The organism is Wolbachia endosymbiont (group A) of Udea olivalis (assembly GCF_964028365.1).
Taxonomy (GTDB): Bacteria; Pseudomonadota; Alphaproteobacteria; order Rickettsiales; family Anaplasmataceae; genus Wolbachia; species Wolbachia pipientis.
Genome location: NZ_OZ034773.1, coordinates 878,891 through 897,650, shown reverse-complemented (window position 1 = coordinate 897,650; position 18,760 = coordinate 878,891). Strand labels below are relative to the sequence as shown.

Annotated in this window: 13 protein-coding genes; 4 read left to right on the top strand and 9 right to left on the bottom strand. The window is 34.5% G+C overall.

Features of this window, described 5'->3' with window-relative positions; translation table 11 throughout:
* The first annotated feature begins 18 nt into the window (after positions 1 to 18).
* Positions 19 to 2,094 (top strand): acetyl-CoA carboxylase biotin carboxylase subunit, encoded by a 2,076-nt coding sequence (locus ABWU32_RS04135; protein ID WP_353278379.1) that lies wholly within the window; start codon positions 19 to 21, stop codon positions 2,092 to 2,094.
* On the opposite strand, the gene ABWU32_RS04130 is transcribed toward ABWU32_RS04135, so the two are convergent.
* Genes ABWU32_RS04130 through ABWU32_RS04105 form a run of 6 tightly spaced genes read right to left on the bottom strand, consistent with a single transcriptional unit; the run spans position 2,043 to position 6,628 of the window.
* On the bottom strand, positions 2,043 to 3,071 hold the full coding sequence (locus ABWU32_RS04130) for a COX15/CtaA family protein (RefSeq protein ID WP_174516784.1): 1,029 nt from the start codon (positions 3,069 to 3,071) through the stop codon (positions 2,043 to 2,045). The genes ABWU32_RS04135 and ABWU32_RS04130 overlap by 52 nt on opposite strands.
* On the bottom strand, positions 3,053 to 4,642 hold the full coding sequence (locus ABWU32_RS04125) for a glycosyltransferase family 2 protein (protein ID WP_141457162.1): 1,590 nt from the start codon (positions 4,640 to 4,642) through the stop codon (positions 3,053 to 3,055). The genes ABWU32_RS04130 and ABWU32_RS04125 overlap by 19 nt, the downstream gene beginning before the upstream one ends.
* 5 nt (positions 4,643 to 4,647) lie before the next feature.
* A complete protein-coding gene (locus ABWU32_RS04120) occupies positions 4,648 to 5,124 on the bottom strand; it encodes a hypothetical protein (RefSeq protein WP_141457161.1) in 477 nt (158 codons plus the stop codon).
* Positions 5,125 to 5,132: 8 nt separating this feature from the next.
* Positions 5,133 to 5,612: an ATP synthase subunit B gene (locus ABWU32_RS04115; RefSeq protein WP_015589036.1), complete on the bottom strand. Its 480-nt coding sequence runs from the start codon at positions 5,610 to 5,612 to the stop codon at positions 5,133 to 5,135.
* A gap of 3 nt (positions 5,613 to 5,615) precedes the next feature.
* Positions 5,616 to 5,843: a F0F1 ATP synthase subunit C gene (locus ABWU32_RS04110; RefSeq protein ID WP_006014985.1), complete on the bottom strand. Its 228-nt coding sequence runs from the start codon at positions 5,841 to 5,843 to the stop codon at positions 5,616 to 5,618.
* 59 nt (positions 5,844 to 5,902) lie between these two features.
* On the bottom strand, positions 5,903 to 6,628 hold the full coding sequence (locus ABWU32_RS04105) for a F0F1 ATP synthase subunit A (protein ID WP_265027756.1): 726 nt from the start codon (positions 6,626 to 6,628) through the stop codon (positions 5,903 to 5,905).
* A gap of 229 nt (positions 6,629 to 6,857) precedes the next feature.
* On the opposite strand from ABWU32_RS04105, the gene ABWU32_RS04100 reads away from it, so the two are divergent.
* Together ABWU32_RS04100 and pheT are read left to right on the top strand one after the other, a co-directional pair.
* Positions 6,858 to 7,139 carry a hypothetical protein gene (locus tag ABWU32_RS04100; RefSeq protein ID WP_015589038.1) on the top strand — a complete coding sequence of 94 codons (282 nt, stop codon included), beginning with the start codon at positions 6,858 to 6,860 and terminating at the stop codon, positions 7,137 to 7,139.
* A 112-nt stretch (positions 7,140 to 7,251) separates the two neighbouring features.
* Positions 7,252 to 9,591 carry a phenylalanine--tRNA ligase subunit beta gene (gene pheT / locus ABWU32_RS04095; RefSeq protein WP_141457159.1) on the top strand — a complete coding sequence of 780 codons (2,340 nt, stop codon included), beginning with the start codon at positions 7,252 to 7,254 and terminating at the stop codon, positions 9,589 to 9,591.
* On the opposite strand, the gene ABWU32_RS04090 is transcribed toward pheT, so the two are convergent.
* Both ABWU32_RS04090 and ileS read right to left on the bottom strand, forming a co-directional pair.
* Complete coding sequence (locus ABWU32_RS04090; RefSeq protein WP_265027755.1) at positions 9,582 to 12,236, bottom strand: hypothetical protein; 2,655 nt, start codon at positions 12,234 to 12,236, stop codon at positions 9,582 to 9,584. The two genes, pheT and ABWU32_RS04090, sit on opposite strands and share 10 nt — an antisense overlap.
* A 58-nt stretch (positions 12,237 to 12,294) precedes the next feature.
* Positions 12,295 to 15,654, bottom strand: a complete 3,360-nt coding sequence (ileS, locus tag ABWU32_RS04085; RefSeq protein ID WP_141457155.1) for an isoleucine--tRNA ligase — start codon at positions 15,652 to 15,654, stop codon at positions 12,295 to 12,297.
* 176 nt (positions 15,655 to 15,830) lie between these two features.
* On the opposite strand from ileS, the gene ABWU32_RS04080 reads away from it, so the two are divergent.
* Entirely contained in the window at positions 15,831 to 17,297 is a 1,467-nt protein-coding gene (locus tag ABWU32_RS04080) for a peptide MFS transporter (protein ID WP_007548626.1), read from the top strand.
* 139 nt (positions 17,298 to 17,436) lie between these two features.
* Here ABWU32_RS04080 and miaB read toward each other — a convergent pair whose 3' ends face one another.
* The gene (gene miaB, locus ABWU32_RS04075) at positions 17,437 to 18,756 is read right to left on the bottom strand and encodes a tRNA (N6-isopentenyl adenosine(37)-C2)-methylthiotransferase MiaB (RefSeq protein ID WP_010962578.1); all 1,320 of its coding nucleotides are present in this window, start codon (positions 18,754 to 18,756) and stop codon (positions 17,437 to 17,439) included.
* Positions 18,757 to 18,760: the final 4 nt, after the last annotated feature.

The following is an 18,760-nucleotide window of genomic DNA, read 5'->3' as shown; positions in this document are numbered from 1 at the left end:
AGAAAGTATACTCATACGATGATAGAAAAGAAGTACAGTAAGATTTTAATAGCAAATAGAGGAGAGATTGCCTGCAGGATTATCAGAACTGCCCATAAGATGGGTATATCTTGTGTGTGCATATACTCGGATGCAGATGTAAATTCTGTGCATGTAAGACAAGCAGATGAGTCAAGATATATCGGCCCTTCGCCATCTTGCCTCAGTTATTTAAACATTGAAAAAATATGTGAAGTAGCAGTTGAAACAGGTGCGCAGGCAGTTCATCCTGGCTATGGTTTTTTAGCAGAAAATCCAGATTTTCCACGTGCTTTGCAAAAACACAATATAGACTTCATCGGCCCCAGTGCAGAAACAATAGAAGTTACAGCCAACAAAATAACAGCAAAAGAAGCGGCAAAAAAAGCTGGAGTGAATGTAGTGCCAGGATATATGGGTAAGATTAGCGACGCTGCCCACGCAGCTCAAGTTGCTGAAGAAATTGGCTTTCCGGTTATGCTTAAAGCTGCATCAGGCGGTGGTGGCAAAGGAATGCGAATTGTAAACTCCAAAAAAGAAATTGAACTAGCATTTACATCAGCCACAAATGAAGCAGAGAAAAGTTTTAAGGATGGCAGTATCTTTATAGAGAAATATATAGAGTTGCCAAGACATATTGAAATACAAATCATAGCAGATAAATATGGCAATATAGTTTGTCTTGGAGAAAGAGAATGCTCGATACAAAGGAATAATCAGAAAATAATAGAAGAAACGCCAAGTCCATTCATTAGTGAAGAAGTAAGACAAAAAATGTATGTTCAATGTGTTTCTCTGGCAAAGCAAGTTGGCTATTTTTCAGCAGGCACTGTTGAGTTTGTTGTAGATAAAGACCAAAACTTCTATTTTCTTGAGGTAAATACGAGATTGCAAGTTGAGCATCCAGTAACAGAATTTATAACTGGAATAGACATAGTAGAAGAAATGATTAGAACTTCCTGTGGAGAGAAATTGAGATTCAATCAGGATGATATTAAACTTACTGGTTCTGCAATAGAAAGTAGAATTTGCGCTGAAGACCCATCGAAGAAATTTTTCCCTTCCAGCGGAAGAATAAAATATTACGATAAACCGGGTGAAAATGATTATGTAAGAATAGATGATGGAGTTGCTGCAGGTTCAGAAATTAGCATGTTCTATGATTCGATGATTGCCAAAGTGATAACATATGGAAAAGATAGAGTAGAAGCGATCAGCAGAATGCAAAAAGCATTGTCTGAATGCTATATAGAAGGAGTAACAAATAATATAGAATTTCTAGAATCCATCTTCCATCACCCAAATTTTATCGCAGCAAAGCTCCATACGAGATTCATTCCAGATCATTACCCTAGTGGGTTTCACGGCGATTTTGTTACAGAGGAGTATATTAAAATATTTATTTTCACTGCGTTATATGTTCATTTGGAAAATGAAGAAAGGTACCATCATAAAGCAGTGAATGAAACATCTCAGGTGTCATTCCAGTGCGTGACACTGGAATCTAGTAAAAAAGAAGGGGCACCAGTATCAGCTACTCGGATGGCAGGTGACCGTGCAAGAGATTTATTCACAGTGAATATAAATGACAATGAGTACTCCGTAAATGCAAAATACCAAGATAATATATTAATAACGGTATATAATCACAATAAATACTCCGTTATAGGCAAGTGGAAATCAAGTTATAGATTGCTATATATCACAATTAATGACGATACCAATATAGCACTTAAAATAGAAAGACAAGGCAGCAAGTACTTCATAAGACATGCAGGCATGAAAGCTGAGTGTTGTATATTTAAGCCTCATGTAGCTGAATTAAGTAGGTTAATGCTAAATAATGAAACAGAAGGGATTTCAGCAGATGCTGTAAAATCCCCAATATCTGGCTTATTAGTTAAGTTGCACGTAAATGTAGGAGATCAGGTGGAAATAGGACAACCTTTATTTGTGGTGGAGGCAATGAAAATGGAAAATATCATATGTGCTGAAGCAGCAATGGTGATAAAAAATATTCCCGTTCAAGAAGGAAAAAATGTGCAGATTGGTGATGTAGTCTGCTTTCTTAAATAACACAAGAAGTACAAACTTGACCCAAACAAGATAAATGAAAACACTTGATGAGCTATGGCAATGGCTATTGGTATGTGTAACAAAAGAGTAACCACTCCTAAAATTATCTGAATGATGATGGAGAGCAGCATAATATATACCGGTTTTACGCTAGCATTTTTTACTGTGAGTATTACTACCAAAGTTAGTATTAGCAATGCCAGTGCTCGATGTATAAATTGCACTGTCGCTCTGTTCTCAAAGATATTCAGCCATATAGGCTGTAAGAAAAATAAATCTTCTGGAACGACTTGTCCGTCCATTAGTGGAAAGGTATTGTAAATCAAACCAGCATTTAATCCCGCAACAAATGCGCCGAAAATTATTTGTATTACAATTAGGACCAAAATCATCCTTGCGTAGTATATAGTGTTACCACTAACCTTAAGTTTTGTTTGTTGTGGCCTTATCTGATAATCAAAAAATTGATATGACAATAATGCAAAGATAATTAATGCTAATAATAAGTGAAGTGCAAGCCTATAGTGGCTAACATGAGGTTCAGTTACTAAACCACTTTTAACCATATACCAACCAGCAAAAGCTTGTAAAGCTCCAAATAATAATGCCACAAATAGCTTTATTACTACCTTTTTAGATATTTTTCTTCTTAATGTAAAATATATAAATGGCAGGACAAAAACTAAACCTGTTAGTCTTGCCACCAATCTGTGTACATATTCTATTAAGTATATAGCGCGAAACTCCTCCATACTAATACCATAGTTAAGTGCTTTATATTCAGGTGTAGCTTCGTATTTTAATTTTTCTTGTAGCCAGTCTTGTTTACTCAGTGGTGGTAATGTTCCAGTAATAGGTTTCCACTCCGTGATTGACAATCCCGCTCTTGTAAGTCTGGTAAATCCACCAATTCCTACCATAAGAATTACCATAATACAGCAGAGAAAAAGCCAAATGGCTACAGGTTTTGCTTCCATAAACCATGTTTAGTTTTGTTCCATCGCTCAGGGTAAAGAATAAACTCCCACAAGGCAAGAAAAGCTGCAACACTATGTAGCAGACTATAGACCGGAAAAAATATCGATACTATATAAAAATAAAAAGGCATCTTTTGCTGTTTGACAGCTATTACCAAAAGAATCAGGTTAGTAACGTATACCACTACAAAGTAGTACAAAAATAATTCATTTAAAACTTTAGTTAATATCAATGAAAGCAGTAAAAATGGAGTAGTAAAAAATATAAAAGCTGCAGAGCCAACAAAAAGATTCAATAGCAAAATTCCCTTAAATCCAGTGTGTTTATAAAGTGACTTTATATTTTTTAAATGAACAATATAAGTTTGCATATAGCCTTTGATCCAGCGCGCTCTTTGCTTAATCCAAGCAAATACAGCAATTGGTGACTCTTCCAATGTTTCTGAGTCAATCATCCTGGTTTTATATCCCATTTGCGCAAGTCTCAAACCGAGGTCAGCATCTTCGGTAACACTATAAGCATCCCAGAAAAACACTTTTTTTAGAATTTTTACTGAAAAATGATTACTGCTACCACCCAAAGGCATCGGCATGTTCATTTTTTGGAATCCAGGCAATAAGTATTGAAACCAGTTCATATACTCCAGAGAAAAGGATTTTGTGAGAAAATTATAATCACAATTATAGTAATTTAATTTCGCCTGTACACAGGCAAGCTTATCGTCGCCCTTATTAAATTCAATCAGTGCTTTTTTTAACTGCAATGGGTCTGGTTTATCGTCCGCATCATATATTACTGCATACTTTCCTCTAGCAAAGCTCATAGCATAATTGCATGACTTGGCTTTTGTTCTAGGCAAAGAATGAGGCACTTTTATTACTTCAAAATACTGTGGTAAAGTGTACTTTTCTATAGCTGCTAGCGTTTCCTGGTCATCACTTTCTACCAGAAGCTTTACATCTAATTTCGACTTTGGATAATCCAAACTTTTAACGCTTTCAATTAATTGCCCTATTACTGCACTTTCTTCAAATACAGGCAGTAAAATAGTATATATAGGTTCATTCAACTTACTATAATCCACTTTTTGATTAGAGATTTCACATAAGCTAAAAACTGTAGCTATAAACTTGAATAAATAACTAGAACATCCGATTATAAATATCAACATCAAAGCAAAATATGTACATTTCTCTGTGAGTGTTAAAATTGAAGTTACAATAAAGAAAGAAGCAAAAAATATTGAGCTTAGTTTAATGCTTTTGGCTGAAAAATTAGGATTCTTGTAATATAAGTAGTTGCTTGCAAATTCTGAAATACCAAAGTGCGAGTTAAGAAGATTTAAAATCTGTTCGCTATCCACTTTTATTAATACATAGTCAATACCGTAATGAGTTTCGACCCAACGGGTGATATCTAGACTTGTGTCTTCAACCATAAAAAAAGTAGTATCATTTAATTTTTGCCAAGGAATTATATTAAATTTATAGTAAAAAAGTTTCTCTTGCTCTTTGCATAAACTAGAATCAAACTTAATTTTTTCTACATTATCAGCTTGAAGTATAGGCATTAAACCTAATGCAATTTTTTATTTAAGTCACGTGAAAATGAAGATATGACCTCGCTACTACGCTTATCATCTTTACGTTCATGCATTATTTTTTTTACAGCATCAGCAGCTATACTCGCTGTGTTAGCCTGTAAATCTCCAAGAGCTTTTTCAACTTGGTCAGTGACTTTCTTCAAGTTAGAATGGGCATTGTCATCTAATGTCTGATCTAGCTGCTGTCTATTGTGCTTAATGATACTATTAGCTTTATCAAGTGCTTCATTCATCATTTCATTAACTTCTGCATCTAATTTTTTGTATTTTTCAGAAGATTTTTTGTAATACTCCAACATATCTTTCCTGAATTTTTCAGTTTCTTCACTTGAAAATTTGCTTTTGTTACGCTTATTGTTAAGCGCATTTTTTATCACTTTCTTCAGCAATTTATACGAAAGGACAAAAATTACCAAAAAGGCAAGACCGATAATCAGTGATGTAGACATAAAAACCCCTAAAATTCTTTGGACACCAAATCAGCAACAAACTCCTCTTCAATTTCAGAATTGGTCAATTTAGTATAATAAATTAAAGCAATACTAGTAGCCATTTGTTTTAACTGATCAGTATATTCAGATTTAAATTCTGCCACTTTTTCTTCAATAAGCTTGCTCTTTTTTTTGTCTTCCTCTTCTAATATATTCTTTACATTAGCTCTCATTTCTTCTACCTGAGCAAGTGCATCATCTATGATTTTTTTTGCCTGTATTCTAGCTTGGGTTAAAGCTGCGTTATACTTGGCAACCTGATCTTCCGTGAGTCTTAAAAGATGAACAGAACTATTAAAAGAATCCAATACTTCTTTACTTCTAGTGCTTATTATTTCATCTAACTTTGGCAAAAATAAACAACTTACTACGAAAAAAAGTGAAGAGAAAAAAATTAAAAACCAAAAAACTTGAGAAAAGAAGGTTGAAACATCAAGCTGTGGCATCTGTTAAGCAGCAAATATTAATAACATTGCAAGTACAAACGCAAGCAATCCCATGATTTCAACCATGGCAGCACCAATATAAACGTAACTTTTCATTTTACCTTCTGATTCAGGGTTCCTCGCAATCCCATTTAACATAGCAGAGAAGATATTAGCTATACCTAAACCAGCGCCGAGCATTCCAAACACAGCTAAACCAATTGCTATAAATTTTAAAGCTACTAAATCCATATATTACCTTTAATTATTTCTTTATAATATAATTGTAAAATATTCTACAAGGAAGTCAATTACTTTACTGCATCTGACAAATATACACATGTTAATATAGTAAATATATAAGCTTGTAAAATTGCAACAAATACTTCAAATCCTATCAATGCAATTATGAACAAAAACGGCGCAGGAGTGAAAAATATGTTCATATTTACAATAAACCCTGCTATCACTTTGATGATTGTATGACCAGCAATCATATTTGCTGCAAGCCTTATTGATAGGCTAATCGGTCTTACTAAATAAGCAAACAACTTAATAATAATTATTATAGGTGCAAGCCACGAAGGAGTTCCTTTTGGTAGCAATATGCGTAAAAATTCTACTCCCCTTTCTTTAAATCCAACAATCGTTATATAAATAAAAACCACCATCGATAAAGCGAAGGTGACTATCACATGACTTGTGACCGTGAAACTATGAGGAAGAACACCAACTAAATTACACGATAAAATGAAAATAAATACTGTGAATATCAATGGAATGTGCTGCAAGCCTTTGCTTCCAGTGTTATTTTCTATTATTGAAATAACAAAATCATATACATACTCAACTGCAGCTTGCAAATATCCTGGTATTACTGACCCCTTCTTTATTCCAAAAAGCAAAAAGAGTATCATCAATATCACCGAAATCATCGTGAAAAAAGATGAATTGGTAAAGCTTACGTCATACCCAAATAACCTAGGTAACTCTATTATTGTATATACCTTAAACTGTTCCAGTGGATTTAGTGCCATTTTAATCTGAATTATAAACAGTAAATAAAGTATGAATTTTATAGGACAAAGTCAAGAATTAAGATAAGGCTCTGTATTATTATAACATTAACATATTAACAAAATATGTAATTAGAATGTTAATTACAGTCAGCTCTGTATTTTAAAATTTACTAATCTTGTTAAATTATTCAATATCTTGACTTAATATCTTATTTTGATTATAATTTAATTTTTAGTGAGGTATATAATGAACGAAATAGATTTTATTAACATTAATCATCTTTTAAATTTGGAGCAGGAATTTGGTAACGGATACATCGAATTTGTAGATTGTTTCCTTGACGAAGATACTCGCGATTATTACATAGGACTCAACGTACTAGATGAAAGCCATAATGCAATAAAACACTTCGTTTTTGATGGTAACATTGATGAGGATGCCTGGGATTATGGAAGTCTTAAATTCTTTCCGGAGATAGATTTAAAAGGTGACATAGAAAAAATTCTTTCTCTTCGCAAGAAGATATAAAGTTACAAAAGCTTCTACATCATTGTTTATGATGTAGAAGTATTCCACTACAACAAGCTTTAAAAGCACTACATTTTATATTACAATAACTTTTTTATTTCTTGTTAGATCGATGAAATTCACGTTATCTTGGTTACTGGAGTATTTAGAAACCAATGCTAGTTTAGAAGAAATTACCGATAAATTAACTCACATAGGGTTAGAAGTAGAAGATGTGATCGATAATTCCAGATTGACTGGGTTTATCGTTGCAGAGGTATTAGAAGTCGTACCTCATCCAAATGCTGATAAATTAAAATTATGTAAAGTAAATGATGGAAGTAAAATTCTACAAATAGTCTGTGGAGCAAACAATGTTAGAGAAGGTATGAAAACTGTACTTGCATCTCTTGGTAGCACGTTGCCAGAAAGTGATCTCACAATTAAGTCCACAAAAATACGAGGAATGCTAAGTGAAGGGATGCTCTGCTCTGCTTCTGAACTTGCGCTGGTTCAAGAGAAAAGTGAAGGAATAATCGAGCTTTCCGATGATTATAAAGTAGGGGATAAATTTTTCAATTGTGACCCTGTAATTGATATAAATGTTACTCCAAATCGTGGAGATTGCTTAGGCATTTATGGAATAGCTCGCGACCTTGCTGCAACTGGAATTGGGACATTAAAGACTTTAAGCATTCCACAACTTACCAGCTCCATAAATTCACCAATCGATGTTGAAGTTACTGACGGGGAAAGTTTTATTAGTGGAATATACATCGCCAATGTAAAAAATCAAGAAAGCCCAAAATGGTTAAAAGATAGGCTGGAATCGATAGGAATGCGCTCCATTTCTGCAATAGTTGATATCACGAACTATATTATGATATCTTTCAGCCGCCCAATGCACGCGTATGATGCAAAAAAAATAGAAGGAGAGCTCACAGTACGCAAAGCAAACGACGGAGAAAAATTTGCTGGTTTGAACGGTAAAGAATACTTATTAAACAAAGACATAAGCGTTATTGCAGGTGATAAAAATATTCATGGAATTGCTGGAATTATAGGTGGTAAGTGCAGTGAATGTACTCTTGAAACTACTGATATCTTTTTAGAGTCTGCTTGGTTCGATCCCATCTCTATTACTAAATCTTCAAGGCAGCTCGGCATCTCCACAGACGCTAGTTACAGATTTGCACGTTCAGTTGATCCTGGATTTACTTTTGATGGACTCAACCTTGCAGCTAAAATGATTCTGGACTTATGTGGTGGAGAAACCTCAAGCGTAGTGTCTGCTGGCAGTTTAGATAGTGCTGACACCAAGGTGAGCTTTGATTATCAGGATGTGAACAAGTTTGGAAGTGTGTCTGTATCGCCTGATGAGGTGCTTGATATCTTAACGAAACTAGGGTTTAGTATTGATAAAAAAACCGAAGGCAATTGGAATGTACAAGTACCAAGCTGGAGACCGGACGTGACAATACCGGCTGACCTAATCGAAGAAGTAACAAGGATATACGGCTATGACAAAATAAAAGAAGAACCACTACCAAATAATGTTGAAGAAGTAGATAGTACATACGACAATTTGCGTATTTTGATGACAAACAGAGGGTTTCATGAAGTGCTAACCTGGTCGTTTATGAGTGAATCAACAGCTGAAAAATTTGGTTACTCGAATAAGTTATTTATCATCGATAATCCGTTTAACAATAGCTTTAATATAATGAGACCAAGTATTATGCCAAATTTATTGCAAGTTACTGCTGATAATATTGCCCATGGAATATCTGATCTTGCAATCTTCGAAATCGGGCCGATTTACGATGGTGAAGCTCAGTCTAAGTATGTTTTAAGTGGAATTAGGTCAGGAAATAATTTACCGCGAAACCATTATAATACTGATAGGAAAGTAGATGTTTTTGACGCAAAGGCTGATTGCATAGCAGCTTTGGAGTTTTTTAACGTTAATTGTGATAATTTAACGATAGAGAAAGCAGAAAAAGAACATTACCACCCAGGAAAGTCAGGCACTCTCTCTTTTAAGAATAAAGTAGCAGGTTATTTTGGAGAGTTGCATCCTAATATATTAGATCTTTTTGATATCAAGCAAAAAGTTGTAGGTTTTGAGGTAATACTAGAAAATATTGAAAATTTACCTGTAAGTAGAAAGAAATTTATCGATTATAAATACCAAAGTGTAAAACGTGATTTTGCATTTATAGTAAATAAGGATGTGGAAGTAGGTAACATAATCAATGTGATAAAAAAAAGCTCAGAGCTCATCACAGAAGTTTTGATATTCGATGTATACCATGGAAATAATATAGAACCGAATAAGATGTCTATAGCGTTGTCAGTTACTTTTTGCTCTCCAATCCACACTTTAACTGAAAAAGAGATCCAAAAAGAATCAAGTGCTATAGTTAATTTAGTATGTGAAAATACCGGAGGAACTTTGAGAACTTATCGTTGAGTCACAATCATAGTTTCCTGCCGTTGCTGTGTCACACTTACTTCATCCAATTTATTTCCAATATTGAATTCAATATCCTTGAAAAATCTATCCCACATTCCATGCAAATGCTCTTCTATTTTAGGCCACACATCATTTTTAAATGTTACCCCATCATCAGAAAATAAATTACCTAAAAAGGCTCCAATACCTTCATAATTTGACTGAAAACATTGAAGAAATGTCTCTCCTTCTTTATAAGTATTATGTGCCACATTTAACGCTTTTCTCTCTGTAGTCTCTTTATAAGCATTTGATGCTCCAATCTTTATTGCACCAAACATAACTTTACTCCAGTTCTTAACTTTCTGTATACAACCTTCACTATTTCCTGGTATATTATTTATTATATTTTTTGTCAAATTGTCTATCAAAGGAGACAATAAATTTTGACTAAAATGTTTGATATTATCTTTTGTTTTAATTACAGGATATTTGATGCGTTTTTCTGCTAAACAGTACTCCAGTTCTGCTCTTTCTAATAACTTCTTGATTTCTTTTTCATCAAAAGTTTCAAGCTTGAATACCTTCAGTAAATCATCTTCTATTACTGCAAATTTTATTTTTTCACGAGACGTTAGTTCTTCTTTATAATCATTTTTTGTTTCTTCATTTATCAATAATTCTTTTTTGCCTAATTCTAACTGTTTTAATGCTTTCAGAATTTCTTCATTCCTTTTTAAGAGCACTTCTATTGATCTTGTACCCGGATGCCCTTTTTCCCTGTTATTTTGTTCAGCTTGTAAACGCTTATTTTGATCTTTGAGTGTTTGTTCTAATGTAGATTTTTCTAAATGTCCTTCATCTTGCACGCGAAAAGCTTCAATTATTTCTGCTAGACCTGATTCACCATATTTTCTTAATTTCTTGCATAAACGTAAAACACCCTTTTTTTGTTCTCGAAGTAACCTTTGCACTTTATATTTTTTTATTTCTAAATACATCTTTTCTATAAAGTCATTTATTTTAGCTGAAGCTTCCTTATCCGATGGAACCTTTACTTTTTTTTCTAAATCTTCAAGCTGCTTCCTTAGGCTTTGCTTCTCCTTATCCGGTATATCTGATTGACTTAACTTACCTTGAACTTTTTTCATTACTGATTTTATCAGCCTGCGCTCAATCTCTTGATCATGATATTCGAATTTAAAAAGGTCTTCTAACCCCCTTTTTAAGGTGTCATTTGTTAAGCTACTGTTTTCATGTATTTCTTTTAATTTCTTATATATATTGTTACACCTTGTTTGACCTATTCCTCTTAAACGTTCAATTTCTTCTTTCGCATTACCTAAGGCTTTCTCTGTTGCTTGGAGATGCTTATTTTTATAAATATCAATTACTGTCCTTTTAACTATTTCGCCTTCCTTTATAAGCTTTTTCCATTCCGCCTCATGTACAGAAAATTCATCATCTTTTGAGTCTTCTACTTCCATTCCTGCGTTTTTCAAATCTTCTATTATAATCTCTTTTCTACTTGGTAATTCCTTACCTTGGCTCTCTAATTCCTGTCTCACTAAAGAATTTTTTATCTCATCTTCCAGCGAAAAATCTTCTCCCCGTCTATCTCGCTGAAACTTAATTGCTTGTATAAAGGCAACTTGATAGGCGTTGTATATTAAGTGAGTTGTCAACTTAAAATCTATGCTACTTACCACTTTTAACCTGAATTCGTCCAACAATTCCTTCAATTTATCATATGTAATCTCTTTCTTTTCTAGTTTTATCAGTTCTTCCATAGTCTTCGCAAATTCTTGAATAGAAGTTGCAAGCACATTCTTGATCTCATTACGTAAAGGCTTAAGACCATTTTTTAAGTGGATATTAGCTGATAATTTCAGTATGGTATTATGTTCTGAATCACGTGCAACATTAAACCAACTACCATCTTTATCTTCGTATAAATCTCTAACTAGTTGTTTAAATTGCGGTGGAAACTTAACTTCCATATTCCACTTAATGTCTGCTTCAATAGCCTCTATCTCATGAAAAGACACCTCAATATTTTGGTGTTCATTTTGACATAACCCATTACTTATTTTAATAGCAGCAATCAAAAAATGAGATAATTTTTTATTTAAAAGATAAAAAGTAGCCAAAGCGAGTGTTGCAGGAATAAGTAATGCTACAAGCACAGCGATATTAACAAGAATCACTATTGCAGCAAGAACACCATATGCCAATCTTTTTGCTGTACTTTCACTTACTTCACTTTTTTTTGTTTTATTCTCCTCTGAACTGATTTGTGTCTTATCATTTGTTTTTAATTTATTATATACGGCTAATCCTAACGCAGTGAAAACTATATAAGGAAACATTAAAACTGATAGAGCTAAATTTAATACTTTCTTCTCCGGGCAAGCTCGATTTACCTCTTTAAATATTCTACTTGATATATTATACCAAGAAGTAAAAAAATCAGAGTTATAATCTTTATAATGAAATATACTGAGTGGAACGTTAAAATTAGCTAACGGCTCTTGTTCTTCCACAGCATCAAAAAATTCTTCTTCCTCCTCCAAAGTAGCAACAGATTCTACTTTACCTAAATCATCACTATTGTTATTCAAATCAACAACTTTTTCATAATCATCTGCAACAGCCTTATTCATATTATAACCTTACCTCAAGTAACCTAAGTATAGCATAAACAATGACAACTTTCAACTACTAATAATTTAACCTAATACCAACACTTAAATCCTGATATTCCTTAGAATAGAAGTTAGTTCCAATTTCTGTATTAATGTCCAAAGATAAGGCAAGGGTCTGCTCTTTTATATATTCAAACCACGTATTTATTGCTTCCTTAATTTTCTCTTCTTCTGTTTTGATTATTACTCTGATTCTATCTGATATATGAAAATCAGCTTGTTTTCTGGTTTCTTGAATGAGCCTCACGACATCTCTCGCTAACCCTTCTAGAATTAATTCATCATTTAGTTCAGTATTTAGAATGACAACTCCTTTGTTGTTATCAAACACAGCAGAATATCCACTATTTGCTTTTAACAATAGTTCATATTCGCCTTTTTCTATGATGTAATTTTCTGACTCATTACCTAAAAAAACTTGCTCATTTTCAACTTGCTTCCATTTTCCCTCTTTGACATATTGAACTAGTTTCTTAATTTTATCTGGTATTCTCTTTCCAAGCAGCGGAAAACTTAGCTTTAACTCTAGTGATGCAATATCTTCAAGTCTGTTTACTAACTCCAGTTTTTTTACATTTACCTCATCTTTTATCATCTCTTGATATTCATTCATGCTTGGTGTCATTCCAGCACTTTTTTCTTTCTGGATCCCAGTGTCAGCTACTCGGATGACAGGAGAGAACTCTGGGATGACAGAAAACGGCTCACCTTCAAGAAAACTACAGGAAGACTGATGATAAATGATCATACTGCCAAGTGGCTGTCTGATACGTATGTTAAAAGTGTTTCTAATAGAGAGTGCAGAGTTGCATATCTCTCTCACCAAATCCATCTTGGCAATGAGCTGACTATCAAACTTCTCTAATTGTGGAAAATTAGCCAAATGAACAGATGTTTCTTCATACTTAAGCCCTTGCCATATATTCTCTGTTATAAGTGGCAACAAAGGAGCTGCAGCTCTTAGTATGTAATAAAAAACCGTATATAGAACATTATAAGCATCAGTTTTATCCTGATCCAAATCACTTTTCCAAAAACGCTCGCGACTGCGACGAATATACCAATTATTTAGCACTTCAAAAAAGTTCATTAAAATTTTGCAAGCCTCTTGGGAGTTATAGTTGTTCATAGAAGCTTGGATACCTTCTACAGCTTCAAAACACTTGGAAATCATGTAACGATCAATAGTGCTTTGATAATCCTTACAAACTTCAGCTTTAATCCCATCTGCATTTGCATACATGGTAAAAAAGTGATAGCTATTCCAAATAGGTTTTATTACGTTTTTCAGAACATCTCGTATTGAGTTTCCTTCTTTATCGAGTAGCAAATTACCACCACAAACAATAGATCCAGAAAGCATAAGAAAACGCAGTGCATCAGAACCGTATCTATCAAAAACCTCCATTGGATCTGCATAGTTATTCAAACGTTTGGACAATTTTTGCCCTTTTACATCCAAAACAACACCGTGGCATATGCAGTTCTTAAATGGTTCCCTATCAAACAAAGCAGTGGACAATACAAAGAGCGTATAAAACCACCCCCTGGTTTGCGCTATGTATTCAGTGATAAAATCCGCAGATTCAAACCACTCCTTATTTTCAAACGGATAGTGGATTTGCGCAAATGGCATCGAGCCAGATTCAAACCAGCAGTCAAACACGTCAGGTACACGGCGCATAACTGATTTTCCTGTTGGATCATCAGGATTTGGTCTTGTTAAAGTATCGATAAATGGTCTGTGCAAGTCGTCTATTTTAACATTAAAATCTCTCTCCAGTTCTTCTATTGAACCATATACATCTACTCTTGGATATCTCGCATCATCTGATTTCCATACAGGGATTGGCGTACCCCAGAATCGATTGCGTGAAATTGACCAGTCGTGTGCCCCTTCAAGCCATTTTCCAAATTGACCATCTCTAATGTGGTTTGGTATCCAATTAACTCTCTTATTTAGCTCTACCATTCTGCTTTTGAATTTTGTAACTGCAACATACCAAGAAGGCATAGTGCGATAGATCAAAGGAGTGTCAGTTCTCCAGCAGTGTGGATAATTGTGAATATATTGCTCAGTTTTAAACCAATTCCCTTGCTCTTTTAATTTTTTTATTACTGTATCATTGGTATCAAAAACATGAACCCCTGCCAAATCTGAAACTTCAGCAGTAAATTTTCCACTGTTATCAATTGGACAAATAACTGGAATATCATGGCTTTGGCAAAGGTAAAAATCTTCCTCACCAAATCCAGGAGCAGTATGCACAACGCCAGTACCATCTTCTTCTGTCACATAATCAGCGATGAAAACGCGGAATGCATTTTTCGTATCTTTAAAGTAATCAAATAGTGGTTTATAAGGAAGACCTGCAAGATCATTCGCTTTAAGTTTTATATTGCAGTTTTCATATGGAATATTGTTTTGTTCAGAGTGGCTGATAAATTTCTCTAGGTAGCTTTCAGCAAAAATATAAATTTCACTGTTCACTGAACTCCTTTCATTAACTTCTGTCATCCCAGTGCTTCGACACTGGGATCCAGAAATAGATTCCAGCGTCACGCGCTGGAATGACATCAAGGAGTGAACTGAAACTGCACAATACTCAATATCTTTCCCTATCGCCAAAGCCAAGTTGCTCGGCAACGTCCAAGGAGTTGTAGTCCAAGCAAGTAATTTACACTTTCGTTTAACACTTTTAAATTGCTGTGGGTTTTCTAAAAGCTCAAATGCAACAGTTACAGCTTTGCTAACTTTTTCTCTATACGCGTTATCAAGCCTTGTTTCGAAATTAGATAATGGAGTTTCGCATGCCCAGCTATATGGTACAACGCGCATTGATTCATACACCAGACCCTTATCATAAAGCTGCTTGAATGCCCACATGACCGACTCCATGAATGATTTATCCATAGTCTTATAGTCATTGTGAAAGTCTACCCACCTTGCTTGCCTATTTACATACTTCTCCCACTCTGATGAAAATTTCATCACAGAAGTACGGCAATGATCGTTAAATTTATCAATACCAAACTTCTCTACCTCAGTTCTGCCAGATATTCCAAGTTCCTTTTCTGCTCCCATCTCAGCCGGTAATCCATGGCAATCCCAGCCAAATCTACGTTCAACCCTTTTTTGAAGCATAGTTTGATATCTTGCAAATGCGTCTTTGATGAAACCAGTGAGTAAATGTCCATAATGCGGAAGTCCATTTGCAAACGGAGGCCCATCGTAAAAGACAAAACAATTATCCTTGGAACGTTCTTCAACTGACCGCTCAAAAACTTTGTTTTCCTGCCAAAATTTTATGATTTCCTTTTCTAACGATGAAAAATCAGGACTACTTACTGTATCAGGATAATGCTTTGACTTCATGTTCGCTATGTAAAACTAAAGAATATAGGGCTTTCTGAAAAATTACAAATTCAAAAATATTTCCGTAGCTCACACCCCAACAAACTATTCTGCCGAGCTTCCAATACCTTTTTTTAAGTTTTACTTGCAGTTTTTATTGTTTTACTTAACATTAACCCAGGCTTTAGGGGTATTTTATGGATCAGAAGACAGATAAGTTTCCACAATTTTTAAAAATGTTGTGCTTTGTTGAAATGTGGGAACGTTTCTCTTACTATGGAATGAGGGCACTTTTGGTCCTATTTTTGACTTCTCACTTAGGTTTCACTGATGAGAGGGCCTTTACTATTTACTCATTATTTGCTGCAACAGGTTATGCTATACCAATACTTGGAGGTTTTTTAGCTGATAAGTTGATGGGATTCCGCAACATGGTGTTGCTTGGAGGGATAGTGATGATAGCAGGTCATGCTTGCATGTCATTGGTTAAGTTTGAACCAGGTTTATTATATTTAGGTTTATCTCTAATAGCCATAGGTACTGGTATGTTTAAAGGGAACGTAACTAACTTACTTAGTTCATGCTATGGCAAAGACGATCCTGAACGTAGCAGAGGCTTTACTTTATTTTACGTAGGTGTGAATATTGGAGCAATATTGGCTTCTATTTCATGTGGTTATGTAGCCCACTTGTTTGGCTGGCACTACGGCTTTGGTTTAGCTGGTATTGGGATGTCTATAGGGCTAATCTTTTTTCTCAAATTTCAGAATCTTTTAGGAGATAGCGGCCTTTCTCCTTATCCAGAGCTTATGAATAAGCGCATATTAGGGATTAAAATTTTTGGTATAGTATTGATAGGAAGCTTTTTGTCATCATCAATAATTGCTAAAATGCTTATACATAGTGAATTTTTTACTAATATGCTCATATTTATTGGAATAACAGCTCTGGGCATATTTATTTATATAATATCTAAATTATCAGCAGAACAAAGACGAAAATTAGTGGCATTATCTATTCTTGTGGTATTTTTCTTGTGTTTTTTTGCTTTAGAAATGCAGCTTGGCTCTTTGGTTAACTTATTCACCGAAAGAAACGTTATTAACAATGTATTAGGTATAACAATCCCAGCTTCAGTTTCTCAAGCCATAAATCCTTTGTCAATTATAATATTTGGCTTTCTTTTTGGAACATACATGAAGTTTAAGCAAAAATATGCAACTTCCATGTTTACCCTTGGCCTTCTGACAATGGCTATGTGTTTTTTCACACTGTACATAGGATGTTTAAACTCTAACATTGAAGGTAAAGTAGAATACTTATATTTAATAATTGCTATCTCCTTTATGGGACTGGGAGAATTATGTATTGCTCCATTAGTCCAAGAACAAGCAACTACACTAGCCCCCAAAAACCTTAGAGGAGTAGTGATGGGTATAGTAATGCTGTCATTAGCGTTTTCTAACCTAGCCGGAGTTGCAATATCAAAATTTATGTCAGTTCCTTCAGTAAATGGTAAAATAAATTATTTAGAATCTTTAGAAATATATAAAGAGGGTTTTTTAAAGGTGGGAATATTTAATTTAATGCTCGTTATTGTATTTTTATTCTTCTTCAATTTTATACATAAAGTTGTTACTAACTCATCTTGTACAAAAAATTGATATAGGTAAGCTCAAATTTGTAGGTTTAAGGTACCCGTTCAGCAGAGGTAGCAATTAAACTTTGTAACTTTTGAAAAAGATTATGATTGCATTTTTTCAATACTCTTTGCTTAAGATTTATATTTAACGCTGCTTAAAATCAGTGAAATGCACACCCCAGCAAACTACTCTGCCGAGCTTCCAACACTTTCACATTTACTATTTTGTCCCTGTATTTATCTTCAGAATCATCAATGCACACTGATTGCATATATGGGCTTTTACCAATAATTTGGTTTTGGTGTTTACCTTTTTTATCGCTAAATAGAACAGGTATAGTTTTACCTACCATACTCTGGTTAAACTCAAGTTGTTGCTTACTAATTAATTTCTGTAAACGAAGAAGGCGCTCTGTTTTAACCTCTTCTGGTACTTGATCTTTTCTTTCCGCTCCCGGTGTGCCTGGTCTTGGGCTGTATTTAAAACTATAAGCCTGAGCATATCTAACTTTTTCTACTAATTTCATAGTTTCTTCAAAATCTTTTTCGGTTTCTCCAGGAAAACCAACAATAAAATCAGAAGAAAATTCGATTTCAGGTTTCAATTTGCGAAATCTGTCTATTATTTCCAAATACTCCTCTGCAGTGTGTTTCCTGTTCATCGCGTGCAATATTTTATTCGAACCAGACTGCACAGGCAGGTGAACAAACGGCATGAGCTTTGGCTCTTCCGCATGTGCCAAGTAGAGAGATTCATGCATATCTCTTGGATGAGAAGTTGTATAACGAATCCTCTCTAGCTTTTCAATTTTAGCAATATGACTAATTAATTTTCCTAAATCCCACACTTCCCCTTCGCACTCCCCATGGTAAGCATTGACGTTCTGACCAAGCAAATTGATCTCATTTGCCCCATTTGCAACTAATTTCAATGCTTCACGAAATATTTCATTCACTGGCCGTGAATACTCAGCTCCACGAGTATAGGGCACTACACAAAACGTACAAAATTTATCACAACCCTCTTGTATGGCAAGAAACGCAGAAGACCCCTGGCTATTGCCATAGCATTCATCTGGCAATTTATCAAACTTTGCAACTTCAGGAAAATCAGTGTTTATTACATGACCTTTACTTCTGCTTGCTTTGACTATCAGCTCCGGTAAGGTAGCGATACTCTGCGGACCAACAACAATATCAACAAAAGGAGCCCTTCTGAACACTTCTTCTCCCTCTGCTTGCGCTACACACCCAGCCACCACTATAGTCATTTCTTTTCGTAACGAATGAATCTTCCCAAGCTCTGAGTAAAGTTTTTCTGCTGCCTTCTCTCTAATGTGACAAGTATTCAGTATCACTAAATCGGCTTTCCCTGCATCACTAACAACGTTGAACCCCAAAGGTTTAATTACATTTTCCATTAAAACGGAGTCATAAACGTTCATCTGACAGCCGTAAGTTTTAATATATAGGCCTTTCATATTT

What these genes read in the sequence shown, in the direction of transcription:
- ABWU32_RS04135 (WP_353278379.1), top strand. Translation starts at nt 19, where the DNA reads ATGATAGAAAAGAAGTACAGTAAGATTTTAATAGCAAATAGAGGAGAG.
- ABWU32_RS04130 (WP_174516784.1), bottom strand. Translation starts at nt 3,071, where the DNA reads ATGGAAGCAAAACCTGTAGCCATTTGGCTTTTTCTCTGCTGTATTATG.
- ABWU32_RS04125 (WP_141457162.1), bottom strand. Translation starts at nt 4,642, where the DNA reads ATGCCTATACTTCAAGCTGATAATGTAGAAAAAATTAAGTTTGATTCT.
- ABWU32_RS04120 (WP_141457161.1), bottom strand. Translation starts at nt 5,124, where the DNA reads ATGTCTACATCACTGATTATCGGTCTTGCCTTTTTGGTAATTTTTGTC.
- ABWU32_RS04115 (WP_015589036.1), bottom strand. Translation starts at nt 5,612, where the DNA reads ATGCCACAGCTTGATGTTTCAACCTTCTTTTCTCAAGTTTTTTGGTTT.
- ABWU32_RS04110 (WP_006014985.1), bottom strand. Translation starts at nt 5,843, where the DNA reads ATGGATTTAGTAGCTTTAAAATTTATAGCAATTGGTTTAGCTGTGTTT.
- ABWU32_RS04105 (WP_265027756.1), bottom strand. Translation starts at nt 6,628, where the DNA reads ATGGCACTAAATCCACTGGAACAGTTTAAGGTATATACAATAATAGAG.
- ABWU32_RS04100 (WP_015589038.1), top strand. Translation starts at nt 6,858, where the DNA reads ATGAACGAAATAGATTTTATTAACATTAATCATCTTTTAAATTTGGAG.
- pheT (WP_141457159.1), top strand. Translation starts at nt 7,252, where the DNA reads ATGAAATTCACGTTATCTTGGTTACTGGAGTATTTAGAAACCAATGCT.
- ABWU32_RS04090 (WP_265027755.1), bottom strand. Translation starts at nt 12,236, where the DNA reads ATGAATAAGGCTGTTGCAGATGATTATGAAAAAGTTGTTGATTTGAAT.
- ileS (WP_141457155.1), bottom strand. Translation starts at nt 15,654, where the DNA reads ATGAAGTCAAAGCATTATCCTGATACAGTAAGTAGTCCTGATTTTTCA.
- ABWU32_RS04080 (WP_007548626.1), top strand. Translation starts at nt 15,831, where the DNA reads ATGGATCAGAAGACAGATAAGTTTCCACAATTTTTAAAAATGTTGTGC.
- miaB (WP_010962578.1), bottom strand. Translation starts at nt 18,756, where the DNA reads ATGAAAGGCCTATATATTAAAACTTACGGCTGTCAGATGAACGTTTAT.